Source organism: Pseudomonas sp. xss_2, from assembly GCF_043104195.1.
GTDB lineage: Bacteria > Pseudomonadota > Gammaproteobacteria > Pseudomonadales > Pseudomonadaceae > Aquipseudomonas > Aquipseudomonas urmiensis.
In genome coordinates, this window is the sequence record NZ_JBICKL010000063.1 from 54,639 (window position 1) to 79,540 (window position 24,902).

Consider the following 24,902-nt stretch of genomic DNA (forward strand, 5'->3'; position numbering starts at 1 on the left):
GGTTTTCTTCATGGATAAGACCAAGCAAGCGGCACCGTCCTCGGTGCCGCGCCACGTTGCGATCATCATGGACGGCAACAATCGCTGGGCGAAGAAGCGTCTGCTGCCCGGCGTTGCCGGTCACAAAGCAGGCGTCGATGCCGTGCGTGCGGTGATTGAGGTCTGTGCCGAGGCTGGGGTCGAGGTGCTGACCCTGTTCGCCTTCTCCAGTGAAAACTGGCAGCGTCCGGCGGAAGAAGTCGGCGCGTTGATGGAGCTGTTCTTCACGGCCTTGCGCCGCGAAGCTCGGCGCCTCAACGAGAACAACATCAGCCTGCGCATCATTGGTGATCGCTCGCGCTTCCATCCGGAACTGCAAGCAGCCATGCGTGAGGCCGAGGCTGCGACTGCGGGGAGTAATCGCTTCATTCTCCAGGTCGCCGCCAACTACGGTGGTCAGTGGGACATCGCCCAGGCCGCCCAGCGGTTGGCTCGTGAGGTCCAGGCCGGTCATCTGCGCCCGGACGACATCACCCCGGGCTTGTTGCAGACCTGCCTGTCGACGGGTGATCTGCCGTTGCCTGACTTGTGTATCCGTACCGGTGGCGAGCACCGCATCAGCAATTTCCTGCTGTGGCAGCTGGCCTATGCCGAGCTGTACTTCTCCGACCTGTTCTGGCCGGACTTCAAACACGAGGCCATGCGTACCGCCCTGGCCGATTTCGCTTCGCGCCAGCGCCGCTTTGGTAAGACCAGCGAGCAGGTCGAGGCTGGAGCTCGTGCTTAATGCTTAAACAACGCATCATTACCGCGCTGATCCTGCTGCCGATCGCGCTGGGTGGCTTCTTCCTGCTCAATGGCGGGGATTTCGCCCTCTTCATCGGCTTCGTAGTAACGCTTGGCGCCTGGGAATGGGCACGCTTGGCTGGGCTGATGGCCCAGCCGCTGCGCATTGCCTACGCCGCAGTGGTTGCCGGGGCGCTGATGCTGCTGTACCTGATGCCGGACCTGGCGCCCTGGGTGCTCGGCGCTTCGGTGATCTGGTGGGGGTTGGCCACCTGGCTGGTACTGACGTATCCGCGTAGCAGCGAGCTGTGGAGCAGTGCCGCTTGCCGTCTGTTGATTGGTCTGCTGGTGTTGCTGCCGGCTTGGCAGGGGCTGGTGTTGCTCAAGCACTGGCCGCTGGGGAACGGCCTGATCCTGTCGGTCATGGTGCTGGTCTGGGCCGCCGATATCGGCGCGTATTTCTCCGGTCGTGCCTTTGGCAAGCGCAAGCTGGCCCCGCAGGTCAGTCCAGGCAAGAGCTGGGAGGGCGTCTATGGTGGCCTCACCGTCAGCCTGCTGATTGCGCTGGGTGTCGGCCTGGTGCGCGAGTGGAGCATCGGCCAGCTGCTGCTGGGCTTGCTGGGCGCCGTGGTGGTAGTCATGGCCTCGGTGGTCGGCGACCTCACCGAAAGCATGTTCAAGCGCCGCGAAGGGATCAAGGACAGCAGCAATCTGCTGCCTGGCCATGGCGGCGTGCTCGATCGCATCGACAGCCTGACCGCCGCGATTCCGATGTTCGCCGTGCTGCTCTGGGCTGCTGAATGGGGTGTCATGTGAGCCGAGTGCAACGCATTACGGTGCTGGGTGCCACCGGCTCGATTGGCCTTAGCACGCTGGATGTGATCGCCCGTCATCCTGAGCGTTACCAGGTGTTCGCCCTGAGCGGTTACTCGCAGGTGGATGAGTTGCTGGCCCTGTGCTTGCGTCATCGCCCGGTCTACGCCGTGGTGCCGAGTGCCGAGGCTGCTAGCCGTTTGCGTGCAGGTCTAAGTGCCGCGGGTAGCGCCACCGAAGTATTGGAAGGCGAGGCAGGGCTGTGCCAAGTGGCCGCCGCGAGCGACGTGGATGCGGTGATGGCGGCGATTGTCGGCGCTGCCGGCCTGCGGCCAACCCTGGCGGCGGTCGAGGCGGGCAAGAAGGTCTTGCTGGCCAATAAAGAAGCCCTGGTGATGTCCGGCGCGCTGTTCATGGACGCCGTGCGGCGCAGTGGCGCGGTATTGCTGCCCATCGACAGCGAGCACAACGCCATCTTCCAGTGCCTGCCGGGCAATTATGCCCAGGGCTTGAGTGCTGTGGGGGTGCGACGCATCCTGCTGACCGCCTCTGGTGGGCCGTTCCGCGAGACGTCGGCAGCCGAGCTTGAGCACGTCACTCCAGAGCAGGCGTGCGCGCATCCCAACTGGTCGATGGGGCGCAAGATTTCCGTCGATTCGGCGAGCATGATGAATAAAGGCCTGGAGCTGATCGAAGCCTGCTGGCTGTTCGATGCGGCGCCAGCCCAGGTGGAAGTGGTGGTGCATCCCCAGAGCGTGATCCACTCGCTGGTGGATTATGTCGATGGCTCGGTGCTGGCCCAGTTGGGCAACCCGGACATGCGCACCCCCATCGCCAACGCCCTGGCCTGGCCGCAAAGGATCGACTCCGGGGTTGCCCCACTGGATCTGTTCGCGGTAGCTCGCCTGGACTTCCAGGCTCCCGACGAGCAGCGCTTCCCTTGCCTGCGCTTGGCGCGTCAGGCTGCGGAGGCGGGTAATAGCGCCCCGGCGGTACTCAATGCGGCCAATGAAGTGGCGGTCGAGGCATTTCTCCAGCGGCGTATCCGCTTCCCGGAGATCGCGGGTATGATCGAACAGGTGCTCGACCAGGAGCCGGTGGTGTCATTGCCCTCGCTGGATGCGGTGTTTGCCGCCGACCAGCGTGCCCGGGAGCTTTCCCGTGAATGGTTGCGGCGTCACGCTCGCTGATGCGTAGTGGCTCCAGAGTTGTGCTGAACGTCATTCGGAGATGGATATGACTGCGCTCTACATGATTATCGGCACCCTGGTGGCGCTGGGTGTACTTGTCACTTTCCATGAGTTCGGCCACTTCTGGGTGGCCCGCCGTTGTGGGGTCAAGGTGCTGCGCTTCTCGGTCGGTTTCGGCACGCCGCTGCTGCGCTGGCATGACCGCCATGGCACCGAGTTCGTCGTCGCGGCGATTCCGCTGGGTGGCTACGTCAAGATGCTCGACGAGCGCGAGGGCGACGTGCCGCCTGCGCTAGTCGATCAATCGTTCAATCGCAAACCGGTCGGGCAGCGTATCGCCATCGTTGCCGCCGGACCTATTGCCAACTTCCTCCTGGCCATCGTGTTCTTCTGGGCCCTGGCCATGCTCGGCACCCAGCAGGTGCGCCCGGTGATTGGTGCCGTTGAGCCGGCGAGCCTGGCCGCTTCTGCTGGCTTGGTCGCAGGTCAAGAGATCGTTTCGGTTGACGGTAAGGCGACCAATGGTTGGTCAGCGGTCAATCTGCAGCTGGTGCGGCGTCTTGGCGAAAGCGGTGTGCTGCGTGTTGGCGTTCTCGATGAGGGCGCCACAGCCGAGCGTCAGCACGAGATCAAGCTCGATCAATGGCTCAAAGGCGCGGATGAGCCTGACCCGATCCAGTCGCTGGGCTTGCGCCCATGGCGTCCAGTGATCAGCCCGGTGCTGGCCGAGATCGATCCGAAGGGGCCGGCTGCGGCTGCCGGGCTCAAGACCGGTGACAAGCTGCTAAGCCTGGATGGCGTTGCCCTGAACGACTGGCAACAAGTGGTCGACAGTGTCCGTGCCCGTCCCGAGGCCAAGGTGCAATTGCGCGTCGAGCGTGACGGCGCGGTGCTGGATATCCCGGTGACCTTGGCCCGTAAAGGCGAAGGTCAAGCCTCCGGTGGCTACCTAGGGGCTGGCGTCAAAGGTGGCGAATGGCCCGCCAACATGCTCCGCGAAGTCAGCTATGGGCCGCTCGAAGCGGTGGGCGAGGGCCTCTCGCGTACCTGGAACATGAGCATACTGACCCTTGAATCGCTGAAGAAAATGCTGTTCGGGGAGCTCTCGGTAAAAAACTTGAGCGGACCGATAACCATTGCTAAAGTGGCGGGCGCTTCAGCCCAGTCGGGCGTTGGGGATTTCCTGAATTTCCTGGCCTACCTGAGCATAAGCCTGGGGGTTCTTAACCTGCTGCCCATTCCAGTACTGGATGGGGGGCATTTGCTGTTCTACCTGATCGAGTTGGCGCGCGGTCGTCCGCTGTCGGATCGGGTGCAAGGTTGGGGGGTCCAGATCGGTATCAGTTTGGTCATAGGGGTGATGTTGCTCGCCCTGATCAACGATCTGGGTCGACTATAAAAGCTTCGCATTGCGAACCTGCCGCCCTTTCGCGGCAGGTTGTTTATTGCCAGTTGGAATAAAAGGACTTCATGAAACGTCTGCTGCTAACTGCGGTCCTCTCCGCACTGATGATCGCTGAAGTTCACGCCGAGTCCTTCACCATCTCCGATATTCGTGTCAACGGCCTGCAGCGGGTGTCCGCCGGCAGCGTGTTCGGCGCCTTGCCCCTGAACGTGGGCGATCAGGCCGACGACCGTCGCCTGGTGGATTCCACCCGCTCGCTGTTCAAGACCGGCTTCTTCCAGGACATCCAGCTGAGCCGCGACGGCAATGTCCTGATCATCAACGTGGTCGAGCGCCCGTCGGTGTCGAGCATCGAGATCGAAGGCAACAAGGCGATCAGCACCGAAGACCTGATGAAAGGTCTCAAGCAGTCGGGCCTGGCTGAAGGCGAAATCTTCCAGCGCGCCACCCTTGAAGGTGTGCGTAACGAGCTGCAGCGCCAGTACGTGGCCCAGGGCCGCTACTCGGCTGAAGTCGACGCCGAGGTGGTGCCGCAGCCGCGCAACCGCGTTGGCCTGAAGATCAAGATCAACGAAGGCACGGTCGCTGCCATCCAGCACATCAACGTGGTGGGCAACACCGTGTTCGATGATGAAGAACTCGGTCAGCTGTTCGAGCTCAAGACCACCAACTGGCTGTCGTTCTTCAAGAACGACGACAAGTATGCTCGCGAAAAACTCTCCGGTGACCTGGAGCGCCTGCGTTCCTACTACCTGGACCGCGGCTACATCAACATGGACATCGCTTCGACCCAGGTATCGATTACCCCGGACAAGAAGCACGTGTACATCACCGTCAACATCAACGAAGGTGAGAAGTACACCGTTCGTGACGTGAAGCTGTCCGGCGACCTCAAGGTGCCGGAAGACCAGGTCAAGTCGCTGCTGCTGGTGCAGCCTGGCCAGGTGTTCTCGCGCAAGGTGATGACCACCACGTCCGACCTGATCACCCGTCGCCTGGGTAACGAAGGCTATACCTTCGCCAACGTCAACGGCGTACCGCAACCGAACGATGAAGACCATACCGTCGACATCATGTTCGTGGTCGACCCGGGCAAGCGTGCCTACGTCAACCGCATCAACTACCGCGGTAACACCAAGACCGAAGACGAAGTGCTGCGTCGCGAAATGCGCCAGATGGAAGGCGGCTGGGCGTCGACCTACCTGATCGACCAGTCCAAGACCCGTCTGGAGCGCCTGGGCTTCTTCAAGGAAGTCAACGTCGAGACCCCGCCAGTGCCAGGCACCGACGACCAGGTCGACGTCAACTACAGCGTTGAAGAGCAGGCTTCCGGCTCGATCACCGCCAGCGTCGGTTTCGCCCAGAGCGCGGGCCTGATCCTCGGTGGTTCGATCAGCCAGACCAACTTCCTCGGTACCGGTAACAAGGTGTCGATCGGCCTGACCCGAAGCGAATACCAGACCCGCTACAACTTCGGCTTCGTTGACCCCTACTGGACTGCCGATGGCGTCAGCCTGGGTTACAACGCCTTCTACCGCAGCACCGACTACGATGACCTCGACGTCGACGTAGCCAGCTACGCAGTAGACAGCCTGGGCGCCGGTGTCAGCATCGGTTACCCGATCAGCGAAACCTCGCGTCTGACCTATGGCCTGACCGTACAGCAGGACAAACTCAAGACTGGCCGTTACACCGTTGACGAGATCTTCGACTTCGTCGAGAAGGAAGGCGATAACTTCCTCAACTTCAAGGCGTCGGTCGGTTGGTCCGAGTCGACCCTGAACAAAGGCGTGCTGGCAACCCGTGGTCATTCGCAAAGCCTGACCCTGGAAACAACCGTGCCGGGCAGCGACCTGTCGTTCTACAAGCTCGACTACCGCGGCCAGCTGTTCAAGCCAATCAACAACGACTACACCCTGCGTCTGCACACTGAGTTGGGTTACGGCGACGGCTTCGGCGGCACTTCCGGCCTGCCGTTCTATGAGAACTACTACGCGGGTGGTTTCAACTCGGTGCGTGGCTTCAAGGACAGCAGCTTGGGTCCACGTAGTACGCCAAGCCGTGGTGCGGGCGTTACCGGCAACCAAGGCACTGTCGCCGACCCGGATCAGGATCCGCTGCCATTCGGTGGTAACGTCCTCGTCCAAGGTGGTGTCGAGTTGCTGTTCCCGCTGCCGTTCGTCAAGGACCAGCGCTCGCTGCGTACTTCCGTGTTCTGGGACGTGGGTAACGTGTTCGACACCAATTGCGGCTCCAAGCCTGATTGCGAGAAAGTCGGCCTGTCTGGCCTGGCCAGCTCGGTCGGCCTGGGCGTGACCTGGATTACGGCCTTGGGCCCGCTGAGCTTCAGCCTGGCGATGCCGATCAAGAAGCCGGACGAAGCCGACACCCAGGTGTTCCAATTCTCTCTGGGCCAGACCTTCTAAGGTCGGCCCTTGCTTAACGACAACGGTTTATTCAGGAGTGCATCGTGCGTAAGTTGACTCAAATGGCCGTTATGGCCGCGGCGCTGGTCGCCACCCCGGCTTTCGCCGAAATGAAAGTTGCCGTGCTGAACTACCAGATGGCACTGCTCGAGTCGGACGCTGCGAAAAAGTACGCAGTGGATGCGGAGAAGAAATTCGGCCCACAACTGACCAAGCTCAAGAGCCTGGAAAGCAGCGCCAAGGGCATCCAGGACCGTCTGATCAAGGGCGGCGACAAGATGCAGCAGCAAGAGCGTGAGCGCCTGGAGCTCGAATTCAAGCAAAAAGCACGTGACTTCCAGTTCCAGTCCAAGGAACTCAACGAAGCCAAGGCCGTTGCCGACCGCGACATGCTCAAGCAGCTCAAGCCTAAGCTGGACGGCGCTGTGGAAGAAGTGATCAAGAAGGGTGGCTTTGACCTGGTGCTCGAGCGCGGCGCAGTGATCGATGTCAAACCGCAGTACGACATCACTCGCCAAGTCATCGAGCGCATGAACCAAGCCCGTTGATATGACCCTGACCATGACGCTCGGCCAACTGGCCGAGGCGCTCGGCGCCACCCTCAAGGGGCCCGAGTCGCTGCAAATCACCGGCCTGGCCACCTTGCAGGAGGCCGGTCCCGGGCAGTTGAGCTTCCTGGCCAACCCGCAGTACCGCAAGTACCTGGATAACGCCCAGGCTGCGGCGGTACTGCTCAAGGCCGCGGATGCCGAAGGTTACGCGGGCAATGCGCTGATCGTTGCTGATCCTTACCTTGCCTATGCACGCATCTCCCATCTGTTCGATCCCAAGCCCAAGGCTGTGGCGGGTATTCATCCCAGCGCCGTGGTTGCCGAAGATGCCCAGGTGGACGCCAGCGCCAGCATCGGCCCGTTCGCGGTGATCGAGAGTGGTGCGCAGATCGCGGCCAACGTGACCGTCGGCGCGCACTGCTTCATCGGTGCTCGCTGCGTGATTGGCGAAGGTGGCTGGTTGGCGCCGCGGGTCACGTTGTATCACGACGTGACCATCGGCCAGCGCGTGACCATTCAGTCCGGCGCCGTGATCGGCGGTGAAGGCTTCGGCTTTGCCAACGAGAAGGGTGTGTGGCGCAAAATCGCCCAGATCGGCGGCGTGACCATTGGCGACGATGTCGAGATCGGTGTGAACACTGCGGTCGACCGCGGCGCGCTGTCGGCCACGCGCATTGGCGACGGGGTCAAGCTGGATAACCAGATCCAGATCGCCCACAACGTGCAGATTGGCGACCACACCGCGATGGCGGCCTGTGTCGGCATTTCTGGCAGCACCCGCATCGGCAAGCATTGCACCATCGCCGGCGGCGTCGGCATGGTCGGTCATATCGATGTGTGCGACAACGTATTCGTCTCCGGCATGACCATGGTTACCCGTTCGATCACCGAGCCGGGTGGCTATTCTTCGGGTACCGCCATGCAGACCTTGGGCGATTGGCGCAAGAGCGCGGCGCGCATTCGTCAGCTGGACGAGATGGCCAAGCGTCTCCAGCAACTGGAAAAACGTGTCGATACCGTGACCTCAGGTGGCCAGCCGACATCAGAAGGCTGATACCATTTCCTGAGCAAGAGTGAACCGTCGCTAGCTGGCTCCTCTTTGGATTGCAAAAGGAGCGTGTGGTCAGCACCTGCGCTCCCTATTCTTATTACAGGCTTCCCCCCGAAATGATGGACATCAACGAGATTCGCGAATACCTGCCTCACCGTTACCCGTTCCTGTTGGTGGACCGTGTGACGGAGCTGGACTTCGAGGCCCAGAGCATTCGTGCCTACAAGAATGTCAGCATCAATGAGCCGTTCTTCAATGGCCATTTCCCCGCGCATCCAATCATGCCGGGCGTGCTGATCATCGAGGCGATGGCCCAGGCGGCCGGGATTCTCGGATTCAAGATGCTTGACGCCAAGCCTGCCGATGGCACGCTCTACTATTTCGTCGGCTCCGACAAGCTGCGTTTCCGTCAGCCGGTACTGCCGGGCGATCAACTGGTGCTGGAAGCCAAGTTCCTCAGCCGCAAGAGCATGATCTGGAAGTTCGAGTGCCGCGCCCTGGTCGATGGCAAGCCAGTCTGCTCGGCTGAAATTACCTGCGCGGAACGTTCCCTATGAATTCGATTGATCCGCGGGCGATCATCGACCCTTCGGCCAAGCTGGCCGATGGCGTCGAGGTGGGCCCCTGGTCGATCGTAGGGCCCGATGTCGAAATCGGGGAGGGCACCGTCATCGGCCCGCACGTTGTGCTCAAAGGGCCGACCCGGATCGGCAAGCACAACCGCATCTACCAGTTTTCCTCGATTGGTGAAGACACCCCTGACCTCAAGTACAAGGGTGAGGCCACGCGCTTGGTGATTGGCGACCACAATGTCATTCGCGAAGGCGTGACCATCCACCGTGGCACTATCCAGGACCGCGCGGAAACCACCCTGGGCGATCACAACCTGATCATGGCCTATGCCCACATCGGCCACGACAGCGTGATCGGCAATCATTGCATCCTGGTCAATAACACTGCCCTGGCGGGCCATGTGCACGTTGGCGACTGGGCGATCCTGTCTGGTTACACCCTGGTGCATCAGTACTGCCATATTGGCGCGCATGCGTTTTCTGGCATGGGCACCGCGATCGGCAAAGACGTGCCAGCCTTCGTCACCGTGTTCGGCAGCCCTGCCGAAGCGCGCAGCATGAACTTCGAGGGTATGCGTCGTCGTGGTTTCAGCGATGAAGTGATCCATGCCTTGCGACGCGCCTACAAGACGGTCTATCGCCAAGGCCTGACGGTTGAAGACGCGCTCAAAGAGCTCGAAGAGCTCGCCAGCCAACACCCTGAGGTTGCGCTGTTCCGTGAGTCGATCGTGAATTCCGCTCGCGGCATCACCCGCTGACATGGGCCAGCTCTGCGTAGCGTTGGTCGCGGGCGAGGCCAGCGGCGACATTCTTGGCTCGGGCTTGATGCGTGCGCTCAAGGCGCGTCATCCCGAGGTGCGGTTCATCGGTGTCGGCGGTCCGTTGATGGAGGCCGAAGGCATGCAGTCGTACTTCCCCATGGAGCGCCTGGCGGTGATGGGCCTGGTGGAAGTGCTGGGGCGCCTACGCGAGCTGCTCAAGCGCCGCAAGGCCTTGATCCAGACCCTGATCGCCGAGACGCCGGATGTGTTCATCGGCATCGATGCGCCGGATTTCACCCTCAATATCGAACTCAAGCTGCGTCAGGCGGGGATCAAGACCGTGCACTACGTCAGCCCTTCGGTGTGGGCGTGGCGGCAGAAGCGGGTGCTGAAGATCCGTGAGGGTTGCGACCTGATGCTGACGCTGCTGCCATTCGAGGCGCGGTTCTACGAAGAGCAGGGCGTACCGGTGCGCTTCGTCGGTCATCCGCTGGCCGATAGCATCCCGCTGGATGCTGATCGACAAGCCGCGCGCGCTGAACTTGGTTTGAGCGCGGGGCCACTGGTCGCGCTGATGCCGGGCAGCCGCGGCGGTGAAGTCGGCCGTTTGGGCGCATTGTTCATGGATGCTGCCGAGCGCCTGCGCCAGTTGGTGCCGGGGGTGCGCTTCGTGCTGCCATGCGCCAATCAGGCGCGTCGCGCCCAGGTTGAGCAGATGCTCGAAGGCCGCGACCTACCGTTGACCTTGCTTGACGGTCGGTCGCACCAAGCGCTGGCAGCCTGCGACGCGGTGTTGATCGCTTCGGGCACGGCGACGCTGGAGGCGATGCTGTACAAACGGCCGATGGTCGTCGCCTATCGCCTGGCACCGTTGACCTACTGGATCCTCAAGCGCCTGGTGAAGAGCCCGTACGTGTCGTTGCCCAACCTGCTGGCTCAGCGCCTGTTGGTGCCCGAACTACTGCAGGACGCTGCGACCAGCGAGGCCCTGGCGCAGACCCTGGCCCCACTGGTGGCCGATGGCAGCCAGCAAACCGAAAGCTTTGATCAGATTCATCGCACCTTGCGTCGTGACGCCTCGAACCAGGCGGCAGAGGCGGTGCTTGCCTTGCTGGAGCAACGCTAGATGCAGATGGGACTGGATTTCAACCTGGTCGAAGAGCTGGTCGCCGGTGTCGATGAAGTCGGTCGCGGCCCGCTGTGCGGCGCGGTGGTCACCGCTGCGGTGATTCTTGACCCCAAACGGCCGATCCTGGGCCTGAACGACTCGAAGAAGCTCACCGAGGCCAAGCGCGAGGCGCTGTCCGACGAAATCTGTGAAAAGGCCCTGGCCTTTTGCATTGCTCGCGCCGAGGTCGAAGAGATCGACCGCCTGAACATTCTCCAGGCGACCATGTTGGCCATGCAGCGCGCGGTCGAGGGCTTGAGCATCACGCCGAAACTGGCGCTGATCGACGGCAATCGTTGCCCCAAGCTGGCCGTGCCAGCGGCGCCGGTGGTGCAGGGCGATGCCCAGGTGCCGGCGATCGCTGCGGCGTCGATTTTGGCCAAGGTCACCCGTGATCGGGAGATGAGCGCGTTCGAGCTGATCTATCCGGGTTATGGGATGGGCGGGCACAAGGGGTATCCGACTCCGGTGCATCTGGAAGCGCTGGCACGGTTAGGGCCAACGCCGATTCACCGGCGCTCGTTCGCGCCGGTGCGTGCGGCTTGGGAGGCGCGTGAGGGCGTCTCTACCTCGCTGATCTGATCCGCTTATTGGGGCCGCGCAGCGGCCCCAATTGTTTCACCGCGCCACTCAATCTTTGCCTGTTGCGGTACAATCCCGCGCTTGTTGTCTTGCTCTGCTATAGGACCCTCCATGTCGGTTTCCTTCGTTCACCTTCGCGTGCACTCCGAGTTCTCCCTGGTCGATGGCCTGGTGCGGATCAAGCCGCTGGCCAAGGCCTTGGCCGGGATGAACATGCCGGCGGTGGCGATTACCGACCAGAGCAACATGTGCTCGCTGGTGAAGTTCTACAAGAACGCCATGGGCGCCGGAATCAAGCCGATCTGCGGCGCCGACCTGTGGCTGGCCGGTGCAGACCCGGAAGCACCGCTGTCGCGCATCTGCTTTTTGGCCATGAACCCCAAGGGCTATCGCAACCTCACCGAGCTGATCTCGCGCGGTTGGGTCGATGGTCAGCGCAATGGCCTGGTGGTCATCCAGCGTGACTGGATCGCGCCGGCCAGCGAAGGGCTGATTGCCCTGTCTGCGGCCCGCGAGGGTGATATCGGCATGGCCTTGCTTGGCGGTCGCACCGATGACGCCGAGGCGTTGCTGCGCGACTGGATGGCGATGTTCCCTGAGCGCTTCTATGTCGAGGTGCAGCGCACCAATCGTGCCGGCGACGAAGAGTACCTGCACGCTGCCGTGGCCCTGGCCGACCGGCTGGGTGCGCCGCTGGTGGCAACCAACGATGTGCGCTTCATCAAGCAAACCGACTTCGATGCCCACGAGACGCGCGTCTGTATCGGCGAGGGCTGGACCCTGGACGACCCACGTCGTCCGCGCATGTACAGCGACCAGCAGTACCTGAAAAGCCCGGAAGAGATGGCCGAGCTGTTCAGCGATCTGCCGGATGCCATCGCCAACACCGTCGAGATCGCCAAGCGCTGCAACATCCAGGTGCAGCTGGGCAAGCACTTCCTGCCCGACTTCCCCACGCCCAACGGTATGGGTATCGACGACTATCTGCGCCATGTTTCCCATGAAGGCCTGGAAGAGCGCCTGACGGTCATCCTGCCCAAGGACACCACTGAAGATTACGAGGCCAAGCGCCAGGTCTACCTCGACCGCTTGAAGTTCGAGCTGGATATCATCATCCAGATGGGCTTCCCCGGTTACTTCCTGATCGTTATGGACTTCATCAAGTGGGCCAAGAACAACGGCGTGCCGGTAGGTCCAGGCCGGGGTTCGGGTGCAGGCTCGCTGGTTGCGTATGTACTGAAAATTACCGACCTCGACCCGCTGGCCTACGACCTGCTGTTCGAGCGTTTCCTCAACCCCGAACGGGTATCGATGCCCGACTTCGACGTCGACTTCTGCATGGACGGTCGGGACCGGGTGATCGAGTATGTGGCCGATGCCTACGGACGTAACGCGGTCAGCCAGATCATCACCTTCGGCACCATGGCGGCCAAGGCAGTGGTGCGCGACGTGGCGCGGGTGCAGGGCAAGTCCTATGGCTTGGCCGACCGTCTGTCGAAGATGATTCCGTTCGAAGTCGGCATGACCCTGGAGAAGGCCTACGAGCAGGAAGAGATCCTGCGTGACTTCCTCAAGGGCGATGAGGATGCGCGCGAGATCTGGGAAATGGCCCTCAAGCTCGAGGGGGTTACCCGCGGTACCGGCAAGCACGCCGGTGGTGTGGTTATCGCACCGACCAAGCTCACTGATTTCTCGCCCATTGCTTGTGACGAAGAAGGCGGCGGCCTGGTAACCCAGTTCGACAAGGATGACGTCGAGGCTGCTGGCCTGGTGAAGTTCGACTTCCTCGGTCTGCGGACCCTGACCATCATCAAGTGGGCGATGGAGACGATCAACCGTGAGCAGGCCAAGAGCGGCCTGCCCGACCTGAATATCGACTTCATCCCACTGGACGACAAGAAAACCTACGAGCTGCTGCAAAAGGCCGAAACCACGGCGGTGTTCCAGCTCGAATCGCGCGGCATGAAAGAGCTGATCAAAAAGCTCAAGCCCGACTGCCTGGAAGACCTCATCGCACTGGTGGCGCTGTTCCGCCCAGGTCCGCTGCAGTCGGGCATGGTGGATGACTTCATCAACCGTAAGCATGGCCGCGCCGAGCTGGCCTACCCGCACCCGGACTACCAGTACGAAGGCCTGCAGCCGGTGCTGGCACCGACCTACGGCATCATCCTGTATCAGGAACAGGTGATGCAGATCGCCCAGGTCATGGCCGGCTATACCCTCGGTGGCGCCGACATGCTGCGCCGAGCGATGGGTAAGAAAAAGCCCGAAGAGATGGCCAAGCAGCGCGGGGGCTTTATCGAAGGTTGTGCCAACAACGGCATCGATGGCGACTTGGCGGGGAACATCTTCGACCTGGTAGAAAAATTCGCCGGCTACGGTTTCAACAAGTCGCACTCGGCGGCCTATGGTCTGGTTTCCTATCAGACCGCCTGGCTCAAGACGCATTACCCGGCGCCGTTCATGGCTGCGGTGCTGTCGGCGGATATGCACAACACCGACAAGGTGGTGGTGCTGATCGAGGAAGTGCGCAGCATGAAGCTGCGCCTCGATGCGCCGGATGTGAACATGTCCGAGTTCAAGTTCACGGTCAACGACGATGGCCGCATCATCTATGGCCTGGGCGCGATCAAGGGCGTCGGTGAGGGGCCGGTGGAAGCGATCGTCGAGGCGCGGGCCAAGGGCGGGCCGTTCAAGGACTTGTTCGATTTCTGCGAGCGTATCGACCTCAAGCGCGTCAACAAACGTACCCTCGATGCGTTGATCCGCAGTGGTGCGCTGGACCGTCTCGGCCCGCACTTCCATGACGAGATCAAGGCCTACCAGGCCAACATCGACCGCAACCGGGCCGTGCTGCTGTCGGCACTGGAAGAAGCGGTGAAATCGGCCGAACAGACTGCGCGTACGGCCGATAGTGGTCACGTCGACCTGTTTGGCGGGCTGTTCGTCGAAGAAGATGTCGACGTCTACGCCAACCACCACAAGGTCCGTGAGCTGACCCTCAAGGAGCGCTTGAAGGGCGAGAAAGACACCCTCGGCCTGTACCTTACCGGTCACCCGATCGACGAATACGAAAGCGAGATCCGCCGCTTCGCCCGCCAGCGCATCATCGACCTCAAGCCGTCCCGTGAAGTGCAGACGGTGGCCGGCATGATCATTGCTCTGCGGGTAATGAAGAACAAGAAGGGCGACAAGATGGGCTTCGTCACCCTCGACGACCGCTCTGGGCGGATCGAGGCCTCGCTGTTCGCCGACGCCTTCATGGCCGCGCAAGCGCTGTTGCAGACCGATGCGATGGTAGTGATCGAAGGCGAGGTCAGTAACGACGACTTCTCCGGCGGCCTGCGCCTGCGGGTCAAGCAAGTGATGACCATGGAAGATGCGCGCACGCGGCTGGCCGAAAGCCTGCGCCTTAAAGTGGCGCATGACGCGCTCAAGGGCGATCGGCTGAGCTGGCTGGGTGAATTGATCACCCGCCATCGCGGTGGTTGCCCGATCACCCTGGAATATACCGGCAGTGATGCCAAAGCCATGTTGCGCTTTGGCGACGAATGGTCAATTGACCCAGCCGATGGCCTGATTCAGGCCCTGCGTGACCAGTTCGGGCGTGAGAACGTCTTCCTGCAATACCGCTAAAGCGACGAATTTTAATCTCGACCTGAACGCGCCTGATCCCTTAAGGTAGGGCGCCAAACGGATCAACCGGCCGGCCGCCTGGCCGTAGACCCAAGACGGATGCCTATGAACCCGAATTTCCTCGATTTCGAACAGCCGATTGCCGACCTGCAAGCCAAGATCGAAGAGCTGCGCCTGGTCGGTAACGACAACTCGCTGAACATCAGCGATGAGATTGCCCGTCTGCAAGACAAGAGCAGCACCCTCACCGAAAGCATTTTCGGCAATCTGACCAGCTGGCAGATCGCTCGCCTGGCACGTCACCCGCGTCGTCCTTATACCCTGGACTACCTGCAGCACATCTTCACCGAGTTCGAAGAACTGCACGGTGATCGTCACTTCTCCGATGACGCCGCCATCGTAGGTGGTACTGCGCGTCTGGATGGCAAGCCGGTGATGGTCATCGGTCACCAGAAGGGCCGTGAAGTCCGTGAGAAGGTGCGCCGCAACTTCGGCATGCCGCGTCCGGAAGGCTACCGCAAGGCCTGCCGCCTGATGGAAATGGCCGAACGCTTCAAGATGCCGATCCTGACCTTCATCGATACTCCGGGCGCCTATCCAGGTATCGACGCCGAAGAGCGCAACCAGAGCGAGGCGATTGCCTGGAACCTGCGCGTCATGGCCCGCCTGAAGACGCCGATCATCGCTACCGTGATCGGTGAAGGTGGTTCGGGCGGCGCACTGGCCATTGGCGTGTGCGACCAGCTGAACATGCTGCAGTACTCCACCTACTCGGTGATCTCGCCGGAAGGTTGCGCCTCGATCCTGTGGAAGACCGCCGACAAGGCTGCCGATGCCGCTGAAGCGATGGGTATCACTGCCGAGCGCTTGAAGAGCCTGAACATCGTCGACAAGGTCATCCAGGAGCCGCTGGGCGGCGCCCACCGCGACCCTGCGAAAATGTCCGAAAGCATCCGTGCCGACCTGGTCGAGCAGCTGGATATGCTCGGCAAGCTCGATAACGAAGCCCTGCTCAAGCGCCGTTATGATCGCCTGATGAGCTACGGTCTCTAACGTACTGCACTCTTCGTGGGAGCGGGCTTGCCCCGCGATAGCGTCAATCGGCCCATCATGCTGGCCTGATCGGACGCCATCGCGGGGCAAGCCCGCTCCCACGAGATGTCTTAAGTGGGGCTTTTGATGATCGACCTCACTTCCTCGCTGACTCCGTGGCTAAAAGCCCCCGCCTGGCACGTCGCCTTCTCCGGCGGCCTGGACTCCACCGTCCTCCTGCACCTTCTGGCTGACTACGCCAGCACCCACGTCACACCGCCCTTGCGCGCCATCCATGTCCACCATGGCCTGCAGCCTGCTGCCGACGGCTGGCCCGCCCATTGCCAATCCATCTGCGACAGCCTGGCTATCGAGCTGCAGGTTATCCACGTCCAGGTCGCTCCCGGCGCTAGCCTCGAACAGGCAGCCCGTGATGCGCGCTACAAGGCCTTCATCGATATCCTCGGCCCAGGTGATGTGCTGTTCACCGGGCAGCACCGCGACGACCAGGCTGAAACCTTGCTGTTTCGCTTGTTGCGCGGGGCAGGGTTGCGCGGTCTGGCCGGCATGCCCTCATCCCGGCCGGTAGGGCAGGGTCGGCTGGTCAGGCCGCTGCTGAACCTGTCGCGCAGGCAGCTTCAAGCCTATGCCGAACACGCCCGGCTGGCCTGGATCGAAGATCCCAGTAATGGCGATACCACGTTCGCGCGCAACTACCTGCGCAGGGAAGTATTGCCACTGCTACGTCAGCGTTGGCCGCAGGCTGAGCAGAACCTGGCGCGCAGTGCCGAACACCTGAGCGAAGCGCTGGGCTTGCTGGACGAGCTCGCTCGCGATGACCTTGTCGGCGCAGGGCAAAGTGCCTCGGCGCCATGGCAGGGCTTGGATTCACTGGCCCTGGATGCCTTGCGGGCGTTGTCAGTCACTCGTCAGCGCAACGCTTTGCAGTATTGGCTCAGGACGCGCACGCGGTTACCCGACGCACGGCACTGGGTAGGCTGGGAGGCCCTGCGCGATGCCGCTGTCGATGCTCAGCCAGTGTGGCGTCTGACCGACGGTGTGCTGCAGCGCAGCCATGGCCGCATCTGGTGGCTGAGCGGCGACTGGCTCCAAACCCCTGAGGGTACCCAGCCATGGGCTGATCCCAGCAAACCGCTGCACCTGCCAGGCAATGGCAGCGTGCGCCTGTGCAGCGCTCCACCCCTGCAAAACCTGCATATCGCCTATCGCCAGGGCGGTGAAGTGCTGGAGCTGGCCGGGCGAGGCCGGCGCGATCTCAAGCGCCTGCTCAACGAGCAGCAGGTCCCGCATTTCCTGCGTTCACGCTTGCCTTTGCTGTATCAGGGCGAGCGTTTGCTGGCAGTGGCCAATTTGCCTGCACTGGGGCAGGGCGACTGCCAGTTGCATTGGCAGATGCCGACGAACGCGCAAGGTTTGAGCTGAAGGGTACATTCCGGTAGACTACCCTCCCTTCTTGATACAACTTCTGTGGCTTCATCGAAAACACAGCAGTTGCCGATTACCAAGCAGTTTTTTGCTGGGCTGATTTCTTAAAATGACGAGCGAGCTCCATGCCGGGGAAACCCCTGGTCTGTACAGACGCGGCAGTTTTTCGAGATGCACTGTGATTGACGCAGGTGATCGGGGGCTTCGGCCTTCCTTCGCTTTCTCCGGCGGCGCTGGCCGCTTTAACGCAGACTTCTAGGGTTTTTCATGACGCGCTACATATTCGTCACGGGCGGTGTTGTTTCTTCATTGGGGAAAGGCATTGCCTCGGCTTCCCTGGCGGCCATCCTGGAAGCGCGGGGCCTGAAGGTCACCATGCTCAAGCTGGATCCGTACATCAACGTCGATCCGGGCACCATGAGCCCGTTCCAGCACGGTGAGGTGTTCGTCACCCACGACGGCGCCGAGACCGACCTTGACCTGGGCCACTACGAGCGGTTCATCCGCACCACGATGACCCAGAACAACAACTTCACCACCGGCCGTATCTACGAGCACGTGCTGCGCAAAGAGCGCCGTGGTGATTACCTGGGCGCGACCATCCAGGTCATCCCGCACATCACCGACGAGATCAAGCGTCGCATCATCAAGGGCGCCGGCGATGCCGACGTGGCCCTGGTGGAAATCGGCGGTACCGTGGGTGACATCGAGTCGCAGCCGTTCCTCGAGGCCATCCGCCAGCTGCGCGTCGAAGTGGGCTCCAAGCGCGCCATGCTGATGCACCTGACCCTGGTCCCGTACATCGCCACCGCTGGCGAGACCAAGACCAAGCCGACCCAGCACTCGGTCAAGGAGCTGCGCTCCATCGGCCTGCAGCCTGACGTGCTGATCTGCCGCTCCGACCACCCGGTCGACGCTTCCTCGCGCCGCAAGATTGCACTGTTCACCAACGTTGAAGAGCGTGCGGTGATCTCCCTGGAAGACGTCGACACCATCTACAAGATCCCAGGCGTACTGCATGCACAGGGCCTGGACGACTTCGTCGTCGAGCGCTTCGGCCTGCAGTGCAACGGTGCCGACCTGTCCGAGTGGGACAAGGTGGTAGACGCCAAGCTCAACCCAGAGCAGGAAGTCACCATCGCCATGGTCGGCAAGTACATGGAACTGCTCGATGCCTACAAGTCGCTGATCGAAGCGATGAGCCACGCCGGTATCCAGAACCGTACCAAGGTCAACCTGCGCTACATCGACTCCGAAGACATCGAGAACCAAGGCACCAGCCTGCTCGAAGGCGCTGACGCCATCCTGGTTCCGGGTGGTTTCGGTCTGCGCGGCGTCGAAGGCAAGATCAAGGCTGTGCAGTTCGCCCGTGAGAACAAAGTGCCATACCTGGGCATCTGCCTGGGCATGCAGGTCGCCGTGATCGAGTTCGCCCGTAACGTCATGGGCTGGACCGACGCCAACTCCACCGAGTTCGATCGCAACAGCGGTCATCCGGTGGTTGGCCTGATCACCGAGTGGGCCGACAACACCGGTACCGTCGAAACCCGTACCGAGGCCTCCGACCTGGGCGGCACCATGCGTCTGGGTGCACAGGAATGCCAGCTCAGCGGTAACTCGAAAGTCCATGACTGCTACGGCAAGGATGTGATCGTCGAGCGTCACCGCCACCGCTACGAAGTCAACAACAACCTGCTGCCACAGTTGGTCGATGCTGGCCTGGTGATTTCCGGTCGTTCCGGCGACGGCGCGCTGGTCGAAGTGGTCGAGTCCAAGGATCATCCATGGTTCGTCGCTTGCCAGTTCCACCCAGAGTTCACCTCGACCCCGCGTGACGGCCACCCGCTGTTCAGTGGTTTCGTCAAGGCGGCCCTGGCGCAGAAGAACAAGGCCTGATCCATGACCCAGAAGATCATTCGCGTCGGTAACATCGAGATCGCCAACGACAAGCCGTTCGTCCTGTTCGGCGGCATGAACGTGCTGGAATCGCGTGACCTGGCCATGAAGGTCTGCGAAGAGTACGTGCGGGTTACCGAGAAGCTCGGTATCCCCTACGTGTTCAAGGCGAGCTTCGACAAGGCTAACCGTTCCTCGGTCACCTCGTACCGTGGTCCTGGCATGGAAGAAGGGCTGAAGATCTTCGAAGAGATCAAGCAGACCTTCAATGTGCCGGTGATCACCGATGTCCACGAACCGTACCAGTGCGAGCCGGTAGCCAAGGTGTGCGACATCATCCAGTTGCCTGCCTTCCTCTCGCGGCAGACCGATCTGGTGGTGGCCATGGCCAAGACCGGCGCGGTGATCAACATCAAGAAGGCCCAGTTCCTCGCACCGCAAGAGATGAAGCATATTCTCAACAAGTGCGTCGAGGCGGGTAACGACCAGTTGATCCTCTGCGAGCGTGGTTCGAGCTTCGGCTACAACAACCTGGTGGTCGACATGCTCGGCTTCGGCATCATGAAGCAGTTCGAGTACCCGGTGTTCTTCGACGTGACCCACGCCCTGCAAACCCCGGGTGGTCGCGCCGACTCCGCCGGTGGTCGCCGTGCGCAGGTTACCGACCTGGCCAAGGCGGGTATGAGCCAAGGCCTGGCGGGCTTGTTCTTGGAAGCCCATCCGGATCCGGACAACGCCAAGTGCGATGGCCCGTGTGCCCTGCGTCTGGACAAGCTGGAGCCGTTCCTGGCTCAGCTCAAGCAGCTGGACGACCTGGTGAAAAGTTTTCCGACGGTAGAAACCGCGTAAAGCTCATTTCTCGGGTAAAGTACCGCCCGTTCTACCCCTGACCTTCCGGTCAGGGGCTCCCCCTTCGCCAGGCCTGCCCTCTGCATATTCGCCTGGTGAAAGGCTCGAATTCCCTAAGCTGCGTTGTTTTCGTCAATTCTGGAGTGCTTACAACAATGGCAAAGATCGTCGACATCAAAGGTCGTGAAGTTCTCGATTCGCGTGGCAACCCCACCGTGGAAGCCGATGTACTGCTCGACAACGGCATCATCGGCAGCGCTTGCGCGCCGTCCGGTGCTTCCACCGGCTCGCGCGAAGCGCTGGAGCTGCGTGATGGCGACAAGAGCCGTTACATGGGCAAGGGCGTGCTGAAAGCCGTTGCCAACATCAACGGCCCGATCCGCGACCTGCTGCTGGGCAAGGATCCACTCGACCAGAAAGCCCTCGACCGCGCCATGATCGAGCTGGACGGTACCGAGAACAAGGCCAAGCTGGGCGCCAACGCTATCCTGGCTGTGTCCCTGGCTGCCGCCAAAGCCGCCGCCCAGGACCAGGACCTGCCGCTGTACGCGCACATTGCCAACCTCAACGGCACCCCTGGCCAGTACTCCATGCCTGTTCCGATGATGAACATCATCAACGGTGGTGAGCACGCCGATAACAACGTCGACATCCAAGAGTTCATGGTTCAGCCCGTTGGCGCCAAGACCTTCTCCGATGGCCTGCGCATGGGCACCGAAATCTTCCACCACCTCAAAGCTGTGCTCAAGGCCCGTGGCCTGAACACTGCCGTCGGTGACGAAGGCGGTTTCGCGCCGAACCTGACCTCCAACGAAGATGCCCTGGCCGCTATCGCCGAAGCTGTCGCCAACGCTGGCTACAAGCTGGGTACCGACGTGACCCTGGCCCTGGACTGCGCCGCTTCTGAGTTCTATGAAGACGGCAAGTACAACCTGTCCGGCGAAGGCAAGTCGTTCGACGCCGAAGGTTTCGCTGACTACCTCAAAGGCCTGACCGAGCGTTTCCCGATCATCTCGATCGAAGATGGCCTGGACGAGTCCGACTGGGCTGGCTGGAAGATCCTCACCGACAAGATCGGCGAGAAGGTGCAGCTGGTCGGTGACGACCTGTTCGTGACCAACACCAAGATCCTCAAGGAAGGTATCGAGAAGGGCATCGGTAACTCGATCCTGATCAAGTTCAACCAGATCGGCTCGCTGACCGAGACCCTGGAAGCTATCCAGATGGCCAAGGCCGCTGGCTACACCGCGGTCATCTCGCACCGTTCGGGCGAAACCGAAGATTCGACCATCGCTGACCTGGCTGTGGGTACCGCTGCTGGCCAGATCAAGACCGGTTCGCTGTGCCGTTCCGACCGCGTCTCCAAGTACAACCAGCTGCTGCGCATCGAAGAGCAACTGGGCGCCAAGGCGGTGTACCGTGGTCGTGCCGAGTTTCGCGGCTAAGCAAGAGATGGTAAAAAGGCAGCAGCCGAGGATGTCTGAACGTTCGTACTGAACCCTCAGACACCTCCTACGGGGTTTCTGTCGACGAAGCCTGGCCTTGGCCAGGCTTCGTGCTATCGGGAGCCTCGTGGCTGCGGCCTTTTAACCCTGGATACTTTGATGCGCAGTCCTTATTGGTTGTTTCTCATCTTGCTCCTGTTGCTCGGTGGCCTGCAGTACCGCCTTTGGGTCGGCAGCGGCAGCCTTGCGCAAGTGACCGAGCTCAAGCAGCAGATTGACGAACAGCATGCCGAGAACGAGCGGCTGCTGGAGCGTAATCGCGTGCTCGATGCAGAAGTCCTGGAGTTGAAGAAAGGTATGGAGACCGTGGAGGAACGGGCCCGTCATGAATTGGGGATGGTCAAGGAGGGCGAAACCCTCTACCAGCTGCCGCAAAAATGACCCCATTACTACCGGCTTTCTGGGCCGTGATTCCCGCGGCGGGCGTCGGTGCCCGCATGGCTGCCGATCGGCCCAAGCAGTATCTGCAATTGGGTGGGCAGACTATTCTCGAGCATAGTCTCGACTGTTTCCTCGGCCATCCTGCGCTCAAGGGCGTGGTGGTCAGTATTGCTGACGATGATCCTTACTGGCCGGGCCTGCCTTGCGCCAGCGATGCGCGCATCCAGCGCGCTGGCGGCGGGCGCGAAAGGGCTGACTCGGTGCTCAATGCCTTGTTGCTGTTGCATGCCCAAGGGGCGGCGGACGGTGACTGGGTGTTGGTGCATGATGCTGCGCGGCCGAACCTGGCCCGTAGCGATCTGGACCGGCTGCTGGCGGAGCTGGCGGATGATCCGGTGGGTGGCTTGCTGGCAGTGCCGGCGCGCGACACGCTCAAGCGAGCCGATGGCGATGGCCGGGTCAGCGCTACGGTTGATCGCAGCACCATCTGGCAGGCATTTACCCCGCAGATGTTCCGGCTCGGCGCGTTGCATCGGGCGTTGGCCGAGTGCCTGGTGTCTGATGTGGCGGTGACTGACGAGGCCTCGGCCATGGAATGGGCGGGGCTGGCACCGCGCCTGATCGAGGGGCGCAGTGACAACATCAAGGTTACCCGCCCGGAAGATCTGGAGTGGTTGCGCCAGCGTTGGGCTTCTCGCCGCTGATTGCACCAGAGCGAGGCATCGCCTGGCAACGTGGGGGCTTCATCTGCTTGCTTAGTGGCTGGCGTACTCCGGCAATTGTCCCAACCCTTGCTTCAGATAATCCACCAACCGCCGCACTTTCGGCGACAGATGCCGCTGCTGCGGATACAGCGCCCAGACTGCCGTGTTGGGCGGCTGATGCGCCTCAAGCAACGACACCAGCGCACCACTGTTCAAGTGCTCGAGCACGTAGTAGTCGGGCAGCTGACACAAGCCCATCCCCTGCAGCGCTGCATCCAGCACCGCCTGGCCACTGTTGCAACGCCAGTTGCCTTGCACTCGCTGGCTGAATTCGCGCCCCTCCTGCTTCAGCGCCCAGATATCCGAACTGCCGATCAGGCAATTGTGTCGCGCCAGCTCAGACAAACTGTGCGGGCGACCATACCGCTCCAGGTAGCCCGGCGAGGCGCACAGAAACATCCGCCGCGGCGCCAAGCGGGTGGCAACCAACCTTGAGTCCTGCAAGCGGCCCAGGCGGATCGCCAGGTCCATGCCCTCATGCAGCAAGTCCAAGGTGCGGTTGCTCAGTTCCACTTCCACCCGTAGCTGTGGATACAGCGCCATGAAGCGCGTCACCAGTGGCACGATGAAGCGTTCGCCATAGGCCACCGCGCAGGTCATGCGCAGCAGGCCCTTGGGCTCGCTGGCCAGGTCGCCCATGGCCCGCAGCGCTTCTTCGCGGCCATCTTGCAAGCGCTGGCAATGTTGCAGGAACGTCTGTCCGGCTTCGCTCAGGGTGACCCGGCGGGTACTGCGATACAGCAGGCGGGTCTGCAAGCGTTCTTCCAGGCGGGCGATCTGCCGGCTGATATGAGAGGAGGAAACCCCCAGGCGCTCGGCGGCTGCGGTGAACTGGCCAGACTCGGCCACCGCGACGAATTCGTCGATGCCTTCCCAGCGATTACTCATCGATTATCCCTGTATGGCAATAATGTTTTGTCTTTGCCTAGATTATTCATCAAACAATGGTGAATTACACTGGATGAATCGAATCGACCCTCTGTCTGGAGACCCCTGATGATCAAGTCCCGTGCTGCCGTAGCCTTCGAGGCCAAGAAACCCCTGGAAATCGTCGAAGTCGACGTCGCCATGCCCAAGGCCGGTGAAGTGCTGCTGCGCGTGGTCGCCAGCGGTGTCTGCCATACCGATGCCTACACCTTGTCTGGCGCCGACCCGGAAGGCATCTTCCCGTCGATTCTCGGTCACGAGGGCGGGGCAATCGTCGAGGCAGTGGGCGAGGGCGTAACTTCGCTGGCGGTCGGCGATCATGTCATCCCGCTGTACACCCCCGAGTGCGGCAAGTGCAAATTCTGCCTTTCTGGCAAGACCAACCTGTGCCAGGCCATCCGCGCTACCCAAGGCAAGGGCCTGATGCCGGACGGCACTACCCGTTTCTCCTACAAAGGCCAGCAGCTGTTCCATTACATGGGCACCTCGACCTTCTCCGAGTACACCGTGCTGCCGGAAATTTCCGTGGCCAAGATCCAGAAAGAAGCACCGCTGGAGAAGGTCTGCCTGCTCGGCTGTGGCGTCACCACCGGCATTGGCGCCGTGCTCAATACCGCCAAGGTCCAGCCAGGTGACACGGTGGCAGTGTTCGGCCTGGGCGGTATCGGCCTGTCAGCGATCATCGGTGCCGTGAAGGCCAAGGCCTCGCGGATCATTGCCGTCGACATCAACCCAAGCAAGTTCGAGATCGCCCGTCAGCTCGGCGCCACCGACTGCGTCAACCCCAAGGACTATGACCGTCCCATCCAGGAAGTCATCGTCGACCTTACCGACGGCGGCGTCGATTACTCGTTCGAGTGCGTGGGCAATGTCCAGCTGATGCGTGCGGCGCTTGAATGCTGCCACAAGGGCTGGGGCGAATCGGTGATCATTGGTGTCGCCGGTGCCGGCCAGGAAATCGCTACCCGTCCGTTCCAACTGGTGACTGGTCGCGTCTGGCGTGGTTCGGCGTTCGGTGGCGTGCGCGGTCGCAGCGAGCTGCCCAGCTACGTGGAAATGTCCGAGAAGGGCGAGATCCCGCTGGATACCTTCATCACCCACACCATGGGCCTGGAGGACATCAACAAAGCCTTCGACCTGATGCATGAAGGCAAGAGCATCCGTAGCGTGATCCACTTCTGA

The 24,902-nt window shown here is 61.7% G+C and carries 21 protein-coding genes; 20 read left to right on the forward strand and 1 reads right to left on the reverse strand.

The window, feature by feature from the left end:
* Window positions 1-10 precede the first annotated feature (10 nt).
* From uppS to ispD, 19 genes are all read left to right on the forward strand, one after another.
* Window positions 11-766 (forward strand): polyprenyl diphosphate synthase, encoded by a 756-nt coding sequence (uppS, locus tag ACF8K2_RS15765; RefSeq protein ID WP_186555434.1) that lies wholly within the window; start codon window positions 11-13, stop codon window positions 764-766.
* Window positions 766-1,581: a phosphatidate cytidylyltransferase gene (locus ACF8K2_RS15770; RefSeq protein ID WP_186555433.1), complete on the forward strand. Its 816-nt coding sequence runs from the start codon at window positions 766-768 to the stop codon at window positions 1,579-1,581. Before uppS ends, ACF8K2_RS15770 begins: the two co-directional genes overlap by 1 nt.
* Window positions 1,578-2,768 carry a 1-deoxy-D-xylulose-5-phosphate reductoisomerase gene (gene ispC / locus ACF8K2_RS15775; RefSeq protein ID WP_186555432.1) on the forward strand — a complete coding sequence of 397 codons (1,191 nt, stop codon included), beginning with the start codon at window positions 1,578-1,580 and terminating at the stop codon, window positions 2,766-2,768. The genes ACF8K2_RS15770 and ispC overlap by 4 nt, the downstream gene beginning before the upstream one ends.
* 46 nt (window positions 2,769-2,814) lie before the next feature.
* The gene (gene rseP / locus ACF8K2_RS15780; RefSeq protein WP_186555431.1) at window positions 2,815-4,167 is read left to right on the forward strand and encodes an RIP metalloprotease RseP; all 1,353 of its coding nucleotides are present in this window, start codon (window positions 2,815-2,817) and stop codon (window positions 4,165-4,167) included.
* Window positions 4,168-4,238: 71 nt separating this feature from the next.
* Complete coding sequence (gene bamA, locus ACF8K2_RS15785; protein ID WP_186555430.1) at window positions 4,239-6,599, forward strand: outer membrane protein assembly factor BamA; 2,361 nt, start codon at window positions 4,239-4,241, stop codon at window positions 6,597-6,599.
* 44 nt (window positions 6,600-6,643) lie between these two features.
* Window positions 6,644-7,147 carry an OmpH family outer membrane protein gene (locus ACF8K2_RS15790; protein ID WP_186555429.1) on the forward strand — a complete coding sequence of 168 codons (504 nt, stop codon included), beginning with the start codon at window positions 6,644-6,646 and terminating at the stop codon, window positions 7,145-7,147.
* Between the two features lies 1 nt (window position 7,148).
* Window positions 7,149-8,204 carry a UDP-3-O-(3-hydroxymyristoyl)glucosamine N-acyltransferase gene (lpxD, locus tag ACF8K2_RS15795; protein WP_392465857.1) on the forward strand — a complete coding sequence of 352 codons (1,056 nt, stop codon included), beginning with the start codon at window positions 7,149-7,151 and terminating at the stop codon, window positions 8,202-8,204.
* A gap of 113 nt (window positions 8,205-8,317) precedes the next feature.
* Window positions 8,318-8,758 carry a 3-hydroxyacyl-ACP dehydratase FabZ gene (fabZ, locus tag ACF8K2_RS15800; RefSeq protein WP_011535269.1) on the forward strand — a complete coding sequence of 147 codons (441 nt, stop codon included), beginning with the start codon at window positions 8,318-8,320 and terminating at the stop codon, window positions 8,756-8,758.
* Window positions 8,755-9,531, forward strand: coding sequence for an acyl-ACP--UDP-N-acetylglucosamine O-acyltransferase (gene lpxA, locus ACF8K2_RS15805; RefSeq protein WP_186555427.1), 777 nt, complete (start codon window positions 8,755-8,757; stop codon window positions 9,529-9,531). Before fabZ ends, lpxA begins: the two co-directional genes overlap by 4 nt.
* A 1-nt stretch (window position 9,532) precedes the next feature.
* Entirely contained in the window at window positions 9,533-10,660 is a 1,128-nt protein-coding gene (gene lpxB / locus ACF8K2_RS15810; RefSeq protein ID WP_392465860.1) for a lipid-A-disaccharide synthase, read from the forward strand.
* Window positions 10,661-11,284, forward strand: a complete 624-nt coding sequence (gene rnhB / locus ACF8K2_RS15815) for a ribonuclease HII (protein WP_392465862.1) — start codon at window positions 10,661-10,663, stop codon at window positions 11,282-11,284.
* Window positions 11,285-11,395: 111 nt separating this feature from the next.
* Window positions 11,396-14,920 (forward strand): DNA polymerase III subunit alpha, encoded by a 3,525-nt coding sequence (dnaE, locus tag ACF8K2_RS15820; RefSeq protein ID WP_392465864.1) that lies wholly within the window; start codon window positions 11,396-11,398, stop codon window positions 14,918-14,920.
* A gap of 105 nt (window positions 14,921-15,025) precedes the next feature.
* Window positions 15,026-15,973 carry an acetyl-CoA carboxylase carboxyl transferase subunit alpha gene (locus ACF8K2_RS15825; RefSeq protein WP_186555423.1) on the forward strand — a complete coding sequence of 316 codons (948 nt, stop codon included), beginning with the start codon at window positions 15,026-15,028 and terminating at the stop codon, window positions 15,971-15,973.
* 126 nt (window positions 15,974-16,099) lie between these two features.
* Window positions 16,100-17,395, forward strand: a complete 1,296-nt coding sequence (gene tilS / locus ACF8K2_RS15830) for a tRNA lysidine(34) synthetase TilS (RefSeq protein ID WP_392465869.1) — start codon at window positions 16,100-16,102, stop codon at window positions 17,393-17,395.
* A gap of 270 nt (window positions 17,396-17,665) precedes the next feature.
* Window positions 17,666-19,294 carry a CTP synthase gene (locus ACF8K2_RS15835; protein ID WP_186555421.1) on the forward strand — a complete coding sequence of 543 codons (1,629 nt, stop codon included), beginning with the start codon at window positions 17,666-17,668 and terminating at the stop codon, window positions 19,292-19,294.
* Between the two features lie 3 nt (window positions 19,295-19,297).
* Window positions 19,298-20,143, forward strand: coding sequence for a 3-deoxy-8-phosphooctulonate synthase (gene kdsA / locus ACF8K2_RS15840; RefSeq protein ID WP_186555420.1), 846 nt, complete (start codon window positions 19,298-19,300; stop codon window positions 20,141-20,143).
* Window positions 20,144-20,298: 155 nt separating this feature from the next.
* On the forward strand, window positions 20,299-21,588 hold the full coding sequence (gene eno / locus ACF8K2_RS15845; protein WP_186555419.1) for a phosphopyruvate hydratase: 1,290 nt from the start codon (window positions 20,299-20,301) through the stop codon (window positions 21,586-21,588).
* 159 nt (window positions 21,589-21,747) lie between these two features.
* Complete coding sequence (ftsB, locus tag ACF8K2_RS15850) at window positions 21,748-22,029, forward strand: cell division protein FtsB (RefSeq protein ID WP_186555418.1); 282 nt, start codon at window positions 21,748-21,750, stop codon at window positions 22,027-22,029.
* Complete coding sequence (gene ispD / locus ACF8K2_RS15855; RefSeq protein ID WP_186555417.1) at window positions 22,026-22,733, forward strand: 2-C-methyl-D-erythritol 4-phosphate cytidylyltransferase; 708 nt, start codon at window positions 22,026-22,028, stop codon at window positions 22,731-22,733. Before ftsB ends, ispD begins: the two co-directional genes overlap by 4 nt.
* Window positions 22,734-22,784: 51 nt before the next feature.
* Here the strand turns inward: ispD and ACF8K2_RS15860 are convergent, their stop codons facing one another.
* Window positions 22,785-23,681: a LysR substrate-binding domain-containing protein gene (locus ACF8K2_RS15860; RefSeq protein WP_392465874.1), complete on the reverse strand. Its 897-nt coding sequence runs from the start codon at window positions 23,679-23,681 to the stop codon at window positions 22,785-22,787.
* Window positions 23,682-23,789: 108 nt separating this feature from the next.
* Between ACF8K2_RS15860 and ACF8K2_RS15865 the strand changes: the two genes are divergently transcribed.
* Complete coding sequence (locus ACF8K2_RS15865) at window positions 23,790-24,902, forward strand: S-(hydroxymethyl)glutathione dehydrogenase/class III alcohol dehydrogenase (protein ID WP_186555415.1); 1,113 nt, start codon at window positions 23,790-23,792, stop codon at window positions 24,900-24,902.

Coding starts and splice junctions, on each gene's coding strand:
- uppS (WP_186555434.1), top strand. CDS start 11: ATGGATAAGACCAAGCAAGCGGCACCGTCCTCGGTGCCGCGCCACGTT.
- ACF8K2_RS15770 (WP_186555433.1), top strand. CDS start 766: ATGCTTAAACAACGCATCATTACCGCGCTGATCCTGCTGCCGATCGCG.
- rseP (WP_186555431.1), top strand. CDS start 2,815: ATGACTGCGCTCTACATGATTATCGGCACCCTGGTGGCGCTGGGTGTA.
- bamA (WP_186555430.1), top strand. CDS start 4,239: ATGAAACGTCTGCTGCTAACTGCGGTCCTCTCCGCACTGATGATCGCT.
- lpxD (WP_392465857.1), top strand. CDS start 7,149: ATGACCCTGACCATGACGCTCGGCCAACTGGCCGAGGCGCTCGGCGCC.
- fabZ (WP_011535269.1), top strand. CDS start 8,318: ATGATGGACATCAACGAGATTCGCGAATACCTGCCTCACCGTTACCCG.
- lpxA (WP_186555427.1), top strand. CDS start 8,755: ATGAATTCGATTGATCCGCGGGCGATCATCGACCCTTCGGCCAAGCTG.
- lpxB (WP_392465860.1), top strand. CDS start 9,533: ATGGGCCAGCTCTGCGTAGCGTTGGTCGCGGGCGAGGCCAGCGGCGAC.
- rnhB (WP_392465862.1), top strand. CDS start 10,661: ATGCAGATGGGACTGGATTTCAACCTGGTCGAAGAGCTGGTCGCCGGT.
- dnaE (WP_392465864.1), top strand. CDS start 11,396: ATGTCGGTTTCCTTCGTTCACCTTCGCGTGCACTCCGAGTTCTCCCTG.
- ACF8K2_RS15825 (WP_186555423.1), top strand. CDS start 15,026: ATGAACCCGAATTTCCTCGATTTCGAACAGCCGATTGCCGACCTGCAA.
- tilS (WP_392465869.1), top strand. CDS start 16,100: ATGATCGACCTCACTTCCTCGCTGACTCCGTGGCTAAAAGCCCCCGCC.
- ACF8K2_RS15835 (WP_186555421.1), top strand. CDS start 17,666: ATGACGCGCTACATATTCGTCACGGGCGGTGTTGTTTCTTCATTGGGG.
- kdsA (WP_186555420.1), top strand. CDS start 19,298: ATGACCCAGAAGATCATTCGCGTCGGTAACATCGAGATCGCCAACGAC.
- eno (WP_186555419.1), top strand. CDS start 20,299: ATGGCAAAGATCGTCGACATCAAAGGTCGTGAAGTTCTCGATTCGCGT.
- ftsB (WP_186555418.1), top strand. CDS start 21,748: ATGCGCAGTCCTTATTGGTTGTTTCTCATCTTGCTCCTGTTGCTCGGT.
- ispD (WP_186555417.1), top strand. CDS start 22,026: ATGACCCCATTACTACCGGCTTTCTGGGCCGTGATTCCCGCGGCGGGC.
- ACF8K2_RS15860 (WP_392465874.1), bottom strand. CDS start 23,681: ATGAGTAATCGCTGGGAAGGCATCGACGAATTCGTCGCGGTGGCCGAG.
- ACF8K2_RS15865 (WP_186555415.1), top strand. CDS start 23,790: ATGATCAAGTCCCGTGCTGCCGTAGCCTTCGAGGCCAAGAAACCCCTG.